Raw genomic sequence first — 9,566 nt, 5'->3', positions numbered from 1 at the left:
CACCTGTGCGGGAGCGCTTCGTCGCGGCCTAACCTTGTCTGTGCAGGCTCTGAGTGCCTCAGGCCTTGGATACCGTTCGGGCTGTATGCGACAAAGATAAAATGGGGAGCAGGGGGCGAATCTACCTCGCAGGCTCTGTCCTGCAGGCCGAAGGTTGGCTACAGCCTCCCTGCTCCCCTCTCTCCCAGGCGTCCCCGGGACCGACACTAAGGGCTACAAACCCTTACCGTCGAAAACACAAGGTTGGCTGCTCCTGGCAGCCAACATCCCCGCCTGCCGTGTCGGCAACGTCGACTACCGTGAGCGGCCGACCTCGCAAACCCGGTGTGCGCGCGTTTCGCCAGTGCCTGCGCAGTCGGGGCAACGCCAGCATGGCCGCCCTGGGGCGGCCCTGCGCAAGCCCGTCCCCATCTGCTTCGGCGTCATCAAGGACCAGACACCCTAAAGTCCGCAAATCGCTTGATCCGCGAGACGGTATCTGCCCGCGCTTAAAGCGGTTCAGCCTTTGCCGTAGGTCGGCGGCTCCTCGCAGCCGGTATCCCTGCCAGGTCCGCCGCGAATCGTTCGCCCGGAGGCGTCCGGCGATGCCCGCGGGGGAGGCGGCGACTGTGGGGACCGCCGGCCGGCGGGAGGTGCCGCATCGGCGTCGTTCCCGCTGCTACCCGGTCCGCAAGCCGGGTCCGTTACCGCCGTCGGGAGCGACGGTATCGTCCGGTGCGTGGATCTCGCGGCGCATCCACTCCCAGAACGCCGCCGTCTCCGGCCGCGGGGAGAATTGCCGCGGGCGTGTCAGGTGGAACGCCTCGTCGGCGCTGACCCAGTGATCGAACGGGGCGACCAGCCGCCCGTCGGCGAGTGCCGCGGAGACGAGACTGCTGCGGCCCATGGCGATGCCCGAGCCCTGAACGGCAAGCGCCTGCACGTCGTCCATGGTGTCGCACAGCAGCGCCGGGTTGCGGTCGATCAGCGCCGGCTCGCCCACGGTGGCCAGCCACCGGGGCCAGCCGGTCTCGAATCCGACGGCGTGAATCAGCGTGAGACCGGCCATATCCGCCGGCGTCTCCAGCCCGAGAGCCATCCCGCGACGGCAGACCGGCGCGATCCGTTCCTCGGTCAGCCGCAGGCAAAGCACGTCGTGCCAACCGCCGCGACCGTAGCGCACCTCGAGATCCGATCCCTCGCCGCCGAAGTCCGACGGCCACACCGCCGTGGTCAGGCGCAGCGTGATCTCGGGGTGTTCGGCCTGGAACCGGGGGAGCCGGGGGGCGAGCCACAGGGCGATGAACCCCGGGGTGGCGCGAAGGGTGAGTGTGCCTTCGCCCCGGGTCGGTCCGAATGCCTCCATGACGCCCATCGTCAGGCGCTCGAAGGCCTCGCGCACGGCGGGTACGAACGAGCGGCCGGCGGCCGTGAGCTCCAGTCCACGCGGGTGCCGCACGAACAGCGGCTGGCCGACGCTGTGCTCCAGCACTCGGATGCGCTGACTGATCGCGGCCTGCGTCACTCCGAGCTCCCTCGCCGCCTCGGTGAAGCTCATGTGCCGGGCGGCGGCGTCGAAGGCGTGCAGTGCCTGGGCGGGCGGAAGTGCTCGGGACATGGTTGGATAAACGGGTCATAAGAAAATCGGGGTCATTGTAGCGGTATAAATCGTTTGCCGCCTCCTTTGTCGCCGCGTTTCACTACCCCGCCAACGGCACACCCACACAGACAGACCCGGACGAGGCCACCAAGATGGACACTGAGACCGTAGTCGACATGGGCGAGCTGGCGGACTACGCCGACCCGCGACGCCTGGCACACGTGGCGCACAACGATACCGGGCTGGAGCTGGTCTGGGACGACGGTTTCCGCGCGGACTTCCACCGGCTCTGGCTGCGCGATCACTGTGCCTGCCCGAAGTGCCGGCATCCGCAGACGCACGAGCGCACAGTGGCGCTGATCGATCTGCCCGAGACGCTTCCCCGCCCCACGGCGACGACCACCGACCGGGGGGCATTGCGCCTGGTCTGGCCGCCCATGGGGGACTTTCCCGAGCACATCAGCGAGTTCGATCCGGGCTGGCTGCGCCAGCGCGCGCTGCCGGCGGCGCCCCGTTCGCCGGTCGAGGTCGAGACGTGGGATGCGGCCATCGCCGATGCGCTGCCGCGCGTCGACCACGGGGCGTTCATGGGCTCGGGCGAGGGCGTGCGTGACTGGTTGCATTCGCTGGTGCGCTACGGTTTCGTCCTCCTGGAGAACGGTCCCACGACGGAGAACGAGGTCATCCGCGTGGCCGAGCGTATCGGCTGGCCGCGGGAGACCAACTTCGGCCGGCATTTCGACGTCGTCTCCCGGCCCGACCCGAACAACGCGGCCTACACGCCGATCGCGCTCGAGCCACACATCGACCTGCCGAATTGGCGGCGTCCACCGGACTTCCAGCTCCTCTACTGCCTCCAGAACGAGGCCGAGGGCGGTGCCTCGCTGCTTACGGACGGCTTCGCCGTTGCCGAATGGCTGCGCTCGGAAGACCCGGAATCCTTCCGCCTGCTCAGTGAGCAGTCGGTGGACTTCCGTTTTCAGGACGAGCACACCGATCTCGCCTACCGCGCTCCGATCATCGGGCTCGACGACAGCGGCGCGCTCGCCGAGATCCGGTTCAATAACTGGATACGGGACAGCCTGCGGCTCCCGGGCCACCTGGTGGCGCCCTTCTACCGGGCCTATCGGCGTTTCTGGAACGCGCTGCGTGACCCGCGTTTCGCGATCCGCTTCAGCCTGCGTCCCGGGCAGATGGTGGCGTTCGACAACCTGCGCGTGCTGCACGGGCGCGAGGCCTTCGATCCGTCCACCGGTGGCCGCCACCTCCAGGGGGCCTACCTCGACCGGGACCTGATCCACTCGCGGCTGCGCGTGCTGGAGCGGCGGGCGGCGTAAAGGAGGCAACGGCGCCGGGGCTTCCCCGGCGTCTTCTTCCCGGGCTACTCGATGCCGAGGGCCTCGAACGACGCCTCCCGCCGGCCGAGCGGGTCGATCATCGCCTCCCCCAGTGCCGCCGCGACCTCGGCGAGCACCACCTCCGCCACCATGAACAGTCCCGCCACCGGGTTGAAGTAGTACGGTCCGTCGCAGCGGGCGTAGAGATTGTGGCGTCCGTACTCGCGCACCGGCGAGGCGTAGTGGTTGGTGAGCGTCACCACTGGCACGCCCTTGCCAGCGGCCATGCGGCAGGCGTCCACCGTCAGCCGTGTCTCCGGGCGCACGGTGGCGGCGATGAGCAGGTCGTCCGGGGTGATGTCGCTGATCTCCTCGGCGAGGGTGAAGCCGGCCGCGCCCAGGGTGGAGACGGGCTTGCCGATGAAGCCGAGGTAGTAGCCCAGGTAGTGGGCGACGCCGTAGCAGCCACGCAGGCCGAGCACATAGAGCCGGCGGGCGCGAAGCACGGCGTCGCGTACCGCGGTGACGGTCCCGGCGTCGAGGCTTGCCGCGGTGTCGGCCAGGTTCTGGAGCTCGTGGCCCGCCGCGGCCATGCCCGGCGAGTGTGTCCTGCCGGCCTCGGTGGTCGTCTCCATCAGCCGCTGGGCCTGCTCGGTATAGAAGTGCCGGCCCCGCGCGACCTCCACGCGGAAGAGATGCTGGAAGGCCTTGAAGCCGTCGAAGCCCAGCCGCCGTGCGAGCCGGGTCAGCGTCGAGGCGCTGACCCCGTGCTGGCGGGCGATGGCCGCGATGCTACCGAGGGTCGCCTCCTCCGGGTTGTCGAGCATGTGCTCGAGGATTGCCAGCGAGCGCTGGCCCAGGCGTACCCCCGCCTCGCGACGCCGGCCCGCCTCCACGACCCGTCGCAGCCCGTCGAGGGATCGGGGCGGGAGGGGCAGGGTCGGTTCGTCGCCGGCGGTCTCGCTCATGAGTGCTCCGGTGGGGCGGATGACGACGGGCCCAGACGGCGTTCCGCGACCACCGCGCCGTCGGGTGATGCCCGTACGGTAGCCGTTATGCCGTCGGGGTCCAAGCGGAACAGCGCCGTGGCGAGGGTGTTTTCGCCGTCCGGGTCGTCCGGCGCGGTCCGGTGCACCGGCAGCACCGGGTCGCGGCGGTCCGCGAGGATCGCGAGCAGGGCCTGTGGTGACGGTGGCCCCTCATCCTGCGTCGCCAGCCAGGCCTCCAGCCTTGCCTGACGGGCAGCGGACGAGGCGGTGATCCGTTGGGGCAGGGCCGCTGCGTCCGGGCGGACCAGGTGGTTGGCGTGTACCGCCACGGGCGCGGCCGTCTCCGTGAACAGGCCGTGGAACGGCGCCTCCACGGACAGCGGTGCCGCGCCCCGGCAATCGGCCATCATGAAATGGAAGCCACCGCTGCGCCGGGTTCCGCGAAGCACCGCCAGGGCCGCGTCCATGTCCGCGCAGCCGAGCAGGGCCCGGGCGGTAACCATCCGCGGGATGCCCGGCGGGTGCTCGGTGAGCCGCAGGTTGTTCACCGTGTAGGCGAGCCCGGCGGTGTTGGCGGCCAGGGTGTGACCGGGTAGCGAGCCGGGATAGCAGAAGGTGACGAAGCCCGGGGTCGTCGCCGGCTCGGCGTCGAGGAGGAAGCAGTGCGGGCGCAGCCGCGGGTCCCCGTCCTCGTTGTGGGCGAGCCAGCTCGTCCCGTCGCCGGCGACCGCCACCGACGAGCAGCCCTCCGGGCCGGTGGGGGCGAGGTCGCCGCGGCAGTTCCACAGCAGCACCGCCTCCAGGGGCTGGTCCAGCCCCTCGGCCAGCCCCTGCAGCTCGCTCCAGATCGCCGGGAATGCTGCGCGGATGCGCCCGGCGACGTCTGCCAGCCAGCCCGGGGGCAGCGCGGTCTCCAGCCGGGCGAAGTCCGGGCCGGGCCGGATCAGCGAGGCGAATGCATCGCGGCCCTGCGCGCCGAGCCGTCGGCCGATGTCGAGCGGCGTTCCCGCCGCGTACACGCATTCCATCGCGTCCCCGTCCTACTGGATGTGAACCAGGAAATCGGCGAAGCGCTGATTCGGCGGCGCCGCCATCAGCTCGCGGGGATCGCCGTCGAGGGCGATCCGCCCCTCGTCCATGAACAGCAGCCGTGTGCCGACCTCCCGGGCGAAGGACATCTCGTGGGTGACCACGATCATGGTCATGCCCGCCTCGACGACATCGCGCATCACCCGCAGGACCTCGTAGCGCAGCTCTGGGTCCAGTGCGGAGGTGGGCTCGTCGAAGAGCATGAGGTCCGGGTTGACCGCGAGCGCCCGGGCGATGGCCACGCGCTGGGCCTGGCCGCCGGAGAGCTCGTCCGGGTAGTGGTCGGCGCGGTCCGCCATGCCGACCTTCTCGAGCAGCGGCATGGCGATGGCCTCCGCCTCCCGCCGGGACTTGCCGCGTACGCGGCGCACGCCGTAGGCGACGTTGCCGAGCGCGCTCATGTGCGGGAACAGGTTGAACTGCTGGAAGACCATGCCGGCCTCGCGGCGGATCTCGCGGATGTTGGTGCGCGGGTCGGCGACGTTGCGGCCCTCGACGAACAGGGCACCGTCGGTGATGGGCTCCAGGGCGTTGATGCAGCGGAGCAGCGTCGACTTGCCGGAGCCCGACGGCCCGACCACGAAGACCACCTCGCCGCGCTCGACGGCGAAGTCGAGCTCGTGGAGCACCACCAGGTCGCCGAACGCCTTGGTGACATTATCGAATTCCACCATGCTCATAGGATCTTCATCCTTTTCTCGATGAGGCGCAGGGCGAGGGTCATGGTCAGGGTCATGGCGAGGTAGAGCACCGCGACGGTGGACCAGATCTCCACGGCCCGGAACGTGCTCGCCATGACCTCCTGGCCCTGGCGGGTGAGTTCGGCGACGCCGATGACGATGAACAGTGACGTGTCCTTTAGGCTGATGATGCACTGGTTGCCCAGCGGCGGGACCAGCCGGCGGAAGGCCAGAGGCCCGATGATGTCGCGGAAGAGCTGCCAGCGGGTGATACCCAGGGCCTTGCCCGCCTCGATGTAGCCCCGGCTGATGGACAGCAGCGCGCCGCGGACGATCTCCGCGATGTACGCGCCTGCGTTGATCACGATCGCCGAGACGGCGGACGTCAGCGCGTCGAGGCGTACGTCGAGCAGGATCGGCATGGCGAAGTAGATGAACATCACCTGCACGACAATGGGCGTGCCGCGGATGAGCTCGATGTAGGCCATGGCGATGGCGTTGACCGCGCGATTGCCGTAGGCGCGGGCGGTGCCGGCGACCACGCCGATGGCGAAGCCGCCGAGCAGGCCCACGACGGTGATGTAGAGGGTGAGCCGCGCGCCGGCGAACAGCTCCGGCAGGGCCTGCGGGATCACCGAGAAGTCGAATTGCATGGGTCCGCTCCCGGTTGCCGGACCCCGGCGCGTGGCTGGGGTCCGTGTGGGTGGGGCGGGCGCACCGGGCGCCCGGCAGTCACTGCGGCGCCTTGCCGAACCACCGCTCGTAGATGGCGTCGTAGCTGCCGTCGCTCATCATCTCGAGCAGGGCGACGTTCACGCGGTCGCGCAGCGCGCTGCCCTGAGGGAAGCCGATGGCGTAGGACTGCGCATCCATGCTCGAGCCCACCGCCTTCACGTCGCCGTCGCCGGCGGTCTTGATGTAGTAGAGGACGTTGGGGGTGTCGTGGGCGGCGACGTCCACGCGCCGGGTGCGCAGCGCGAGGTAGGCGTCGCCGATGTTGGGGAACTTGATTACCTTGCCGGTATCGAGCGTGTCGATGAAGTCCGCCGCAGCAGTGCCCTGTTTCACGCCCACCACCTTGTCGGAGAGGTCGTCGGTGCCGCGGACGTCGTCGTTGCCGGAACGCACCATCAGCAGCACGCCGCTGTCGTAGTAGGGGTAGGAGTAATCGATCGCCTTCTCGCGGTCGGCGGTCACCGAGATGGCGGCCAGGGCGAGGTCCACGTTACCCGTCTGGAGTGCCGGAATGATGCCGTTGAAGTCCATGGGCTGGAGTTCGTAGTCCACGTCCAGCCGCTCGGCGATGCCCTTCCAGAGATCGATGTCAAAGCCCGTGTAGGCGCCATCCTGCTCGAACTCGAAAGGCACGAACGCGGTGTCCACGGCGACCAGCAGCTTCTCGGCATGGGCGCCGGCGCTCATGCCCAGGCCAAGCAGCAGGGCGGCGAAAAGGTGTCGAGGTTTCATGGTGTTCTCCCGTCACGCGTTGCGATTTTTGGTAAAAAGTTTGCGCAAAAGCAAACTTGATGATTAACAGTAGCAATAAATTTGCATATTGCCAGAGCGGGAGTGACAGACGGGGTTCCCCTCGGGGTCGGTCCGTGGCGTATCCGTTAACCGGCTATCGGTGTTGCTTTGCAACATCCCCGGTTCGTGTTATGCAGAGGGATAGCAGTGAACATTGCAGGAGGCAGGCCATGACCCGGCAGACGCAGGGCGGGGCGGTGAACGAGGCGTTCAAGCCCAATACGTATATGGCGCACGCGCTGGATCGCGCATTCAAGGCCGCACTGGCGCGAGCGACCAACGGCCTGACGCCGGCGGGGCTCGCCAGTGTCGGCTTCGAGTGGTTCTCCCATCTCGCGGCCTCGCCGGGCAAACAGCTCGAGCTCGTCGAGGAGGCGATGCGCAGCAACATCCGGCTCACGCGACACGCGGCACGGACCGGCACTGCCCAGGACGGGGCGCCGTGCATCGAGCCGGCTTCGTCCGATCATCGCTTCGACGATGAGGGCTGGTGTCACTGGCCCTACAACCTCATCGCACAGTCCTTCCTGCTGCAGCAGCAGTGGTGGGATACGGCGACCACCGATATCGACGGGCTCTCGGACTACCGCGAGGAGGTGGTCTCCTTCACCGCCCGCCAGCTCCTCGACCGCTTCTCGCCGACCAACTATCCGCTGCTCAACCCGGAGGTGACCCGCAAGGCCGTCTCCGAGGGCGGCATGAACTTCATCCGCGGGATCGATAACTTCGTTGAGGACTGGGAGCGGCTGGTCTCCGGAAAGCCGCCGGTGGGAACGGAGGACTACCGGGTCGGTGAGAATCTGGCCACGACGCCGGGCAAGGTGGTGTACCGCAACAATCTCATCGAGCTGATCCAGTACAGCCCGAGCACCGAGACGGTCCACGCCGAGCCGGTGCTGATCGTCCCGGCGTGGATCATGAAGTACTACATCCTCGACCTGTCGGCCGAGAATTCGCTGGTGCGCTATCTCGTGGACAATGGCCACACCGTGTTCATGATCTCCTGGCGCAATCCCGATTCCGAGGATCGGCACCTGGGCATGGACGATTACCGCACGCTGGGCCCGATGGCGGCGCTGGATGTCATCAACGAGATCGTGCCGGACCGCCAGGTCCACGGTGTGGGCTACTGCCTCGGCGGGACGCTGCTCAGCATCGCCGCCGCGGCGATGGGCCGCGACGGTGACGAGCGCCTGGCCTCGATGACGACCCTGGCGACCCAGGTGGACTTCACCGAGGCGGGGGAGCTGATGCTGTTCATCAGTGAAAGCGAGGTGGATCTGCTCGAGAACATGATGTGGGAGCAGGGCTATCTGGACGGTCACCAGATGGCGGGGGCATTCCAGCTGCTGCGCTCGAACGATCTGGTCTGGTCGCGCATGGTCCGCGAGTACCTGCTCGGCGAGCGCCAGCCGATGAACGACCTAATGGCCTGGAACGCAGACCTCACGCGCATGCCCTACCGCATGCACACGGAGTACCTGCGCCGCCTCTTCCTCAACAACGAGCTGGCCACCGGCCGGTACATCGTCAATGGCCGTCCGGTGGCGATCCCCGATATCCGCATGCCGATCTTCGCGGTCGGCACGGTCAAGGACCACGTTGCGCCATGGCACTCCGTGTACAAGATCCACCTGCTCGCGGACGTGGACGAGATCACCTTCGTGCTGACCAGTGGCGGACACAATGCCGGCATCGTCAGCGAGCCGGGGCACCCGCGGCGGCGTTTCCAGATGCACACCCACACCGAGGGCGATACCTACATCGACCCAGAGACCTGGCGGGACACGGTACCGGCCCAGGACGGGTCGTGGTGGCCGGCATGGCAGGAGTGGCTGGCGGCGCACTCCTCGGAGCGGATCGCACCGCCGCCGATGGGCGGCAGCTCACACCCCCCGCTGAAGGATGCGCCGGGGGACTACGTGCTGCAGCGATAGGCGTTGCCCCCGGTGTGAGTCCCGGGGGCAGCGATCCTACTCCATCCCGAAGAACCCGTCCGGGGCGCAGAAGTCCGAGGACGCGTCGGTGTAGCCGTCCGGGCAGCTGCGCACGCTGGCCCCCTCCGGCGGGTCGTAGTTGCCGATGGTGTTGAATCCGCCGACGGCCTGCCATCCGGTGCCGAAGAGGTAGTCCGCGCCGCCGAAGACGTGATTGCCCTGCACGCCGCCGGTGATCAGGAAGTTGCTCCTGGCGATGCTGTAGCCGGTGCCGAGCTGGAGCTGGGCGTTCTCGTCGCCCTGCACGGCCTGGAGCTTGAACTTACCCATGCCCATCTCGGCGAGGTCGAAGGACAGGCTGGCCTGGCCGCCGAAGACGTCGCCGTCCGACTGGACCTTCACGCTGCGGAAGCCCACGGCGATCTCGG

At 68.4% G+C, this 9,566-nt stretch carries 9 protein-coding genes; 2 read left to right on the top strand and 7 right to left on the bottom strand.

The features are described from left to right. Positions 1 to 658: 658 nt before the first annotated feature. Entirely contained in the window at positions 659 to 1,597 is a 939-nt protein-coding gene (locus C516_RS20180) for a LysR substrate-binding domain-containing protein (protein ID WP_018719780.1), read from the bottom strand. Between the two features lie 134 nt (positions 1,598 to 1,731). Between C516_RS20180 and C516_RS0117825 the strand changes: the two genes are divergently transcribed. Then, positions 1,732 to 2,916, top strand: coding sequence for a TauD/TfdA family dioxygenase (locus C516_RS0117825; RefSeq protein WP_018719779.1), 1,185 nt, complete (start codon positions 1,732 to 1,734; stop codon positions 2,914 to 2,916). Between the two features lie 44 nt (positions 2,917 to 2,960). Here C516_RS0117825 and C516_RS0117820 read toward each other — a convergent pair whose 3' ends face one another. The 5 genes from C516_RS0117820 to glnH all read right to left on the bottom strand — a co-directional run bounded on the left by C516_RS0117820 (position 2,961) and on the right by glnH (position 7,141). Continuing rightward, positions 2,961 to 3,884, bottom strand: a complete 924-nt coding sequence (locus C516_RS0117820) for a MurR/RpiR family transcriptional regulator (RefSeq protein ID WP_018719778.1) — start codon at positions 3,882 to 3,884, stop codon at positions 2,961 to 2,963. After that, the gene (locus tag C516_RS20175; RefSeq protein ID WP_018719777.1) at positions 3,881 to 4,933 is read right to left on the bottom strand and encodes a C45 family autoproteolytic acyltransferase/hydrolase; all 1,053 of its coding nucleotides are present in this window, start codon (positions 4,931 to 4,933) and stop codon (positions 3,881 to 3,883) included. Before C516_RS20175 ends, C516_RS0117820 begins: the two co-directional genes overlap by 4 nt. A 12-nt stretch (positions 4,934 to 4,945) precedes the next feature. Beyond that, positions 4,946 to 5,674: a glutamine ABC transporter ATP-binding protein GlnQ gene (gene glnQ / locus C516_RS0117810; protein ID WP_018719776.1), complete on the bottom strand. Its 729-nt coding sequence runs from the start codon at positions 5,672 to 5,674 to the stop codon at positions 4,946 to 4,948. Next, positions 5,671 to 6,327, bottom strand: coding sequence for a glutamine ABC transporter permease GlnP (glnP, locus tag C516_RS0117805; RefSeq protein WP_018719775.1), 657 nt, complete (start codon positions 6,325 to 6,327; stop codon positions 5,671 to 5,673). The genes glnQ and glnP overlap by 4 nt, the downstream gene beginning before the upstream one ends. Before the next feature lie 79 nt (positions 6,328 to 6,406). Continuing rightward, a complete protein-coding gene (gene glnH / locus C516_RS0117800) occupies positions 6,407 to 7,141 on the bottom strand; it encodes a glutamine ABC transporter substrate-binding protein GlnH (RefSeq protein WP_018719774.1) in 735 nt (244 codons plus the stop codon). 230 nt (positions 7,142 to 7,371) lie between these two features. Here glnH and C516_RS0117795 point away from each other — a divergent pair, with 230 nt between their 5' ends. Then, positions 7,372 to 9,138, top strand: a complete 1,767-nt coding sequence (locus tag C516_RS0117795) for a PHA/PHB synthase family protein (RefSeq protein ID WP_018719773.1) — start codon at positions 7,372 to 7,374, stop codon at positions 9,136 to 9,138. A 36-nt stretch (positions 9,139 to 9,174) separates the two neighbouring features. Here the strand turns inward: C516_RS0117795 and C516_RS21340 are convergent. After that, on the bottom strand, positions 9,175 to 9,566 hold a 392-nt coding region (locus tag C516_RS21340; RefSeq protein ID WP_040409726.1), incomplete at its 5' end, for a hypothetical protein.

This window comes from Arhodomonas aquaeolei DSM 8974 (assembly GCF_000374645.1).
Taxonomy (GTDB): domain Bacteria; phylum Pseudomonadota; class Gammaproteobacteria; order Nitrococcales; family Nitrococcaceae; genus Arhodomonas; species Arhodomonas aquaeolei.
The sequence above is the reverse complement of the archived record's forward strand: the minus strand, read 5'-3'. Positions and strand labels throughout refer to the sequence as shown.

What these genes read in the sequence shown, in the direction of transcription:
- C516_RS20180 (WP_018719780.1), bottom strand. Translation starts at nt 1,597, where the DNA reads ATGTCCCGAGCACTTCCGCCCGCCCAGGCACTGCACGCCTTCGACGCC.
- C516_RS0117825 (WP_018719779.1), top strand. Translation starts at nt 1,732, where the DNA reads ATGGACACTGAGACCGTAGTCGACATGGGCGAGCTGGCGGACTACGCC.
- C516_RS0117820 (WP_018719778.1), bottom strand. Translation starts at nt 3,884, where the DNA reads ATGAGCGAGACCGCCGGCGACGAACCGACCCTGCCCCTCCCGCCCCGA.
- C516_RS20175 (WP_018719777.1), bottom strand. Translation starts at nt 4,933, where the DNA reads ATGGAATGCGTGTACGCGGCGGGAACGCCGCTCGACATCGGCCGACGG.
- glnQ (WP_018719776.1), bottom strand. Translation starts at nt 5,674, where the DNA reads ATGAGCATGGTGGAATTCGATAATGTCACCAAGGCGTTCGGCGACCTG.
- glnP (WP_018719775.1), bottom strand. Translation starts at nt 6,327, where the DNA reads ATGCAATTCGACTTCTCGGTGATCCCGCAGGCCCTGCCGGAGCTGTTC.
- glnH (WP_018719774.1), bottom strand. Translation starts at nt 7,141, where the DNA reads ATGAAACCTCGACACCTTTTCGCCGCCCTGCTGCTTGGCCTGGGCATG.
- C516_RS0117795 (WP_018719773.1), top strand. Translation starts at nt 7,372, where the DNA reads ATGACCCGGCAGACGCAGGGCGGGGCGGTGAACGAGGCGTTCAAGCCC.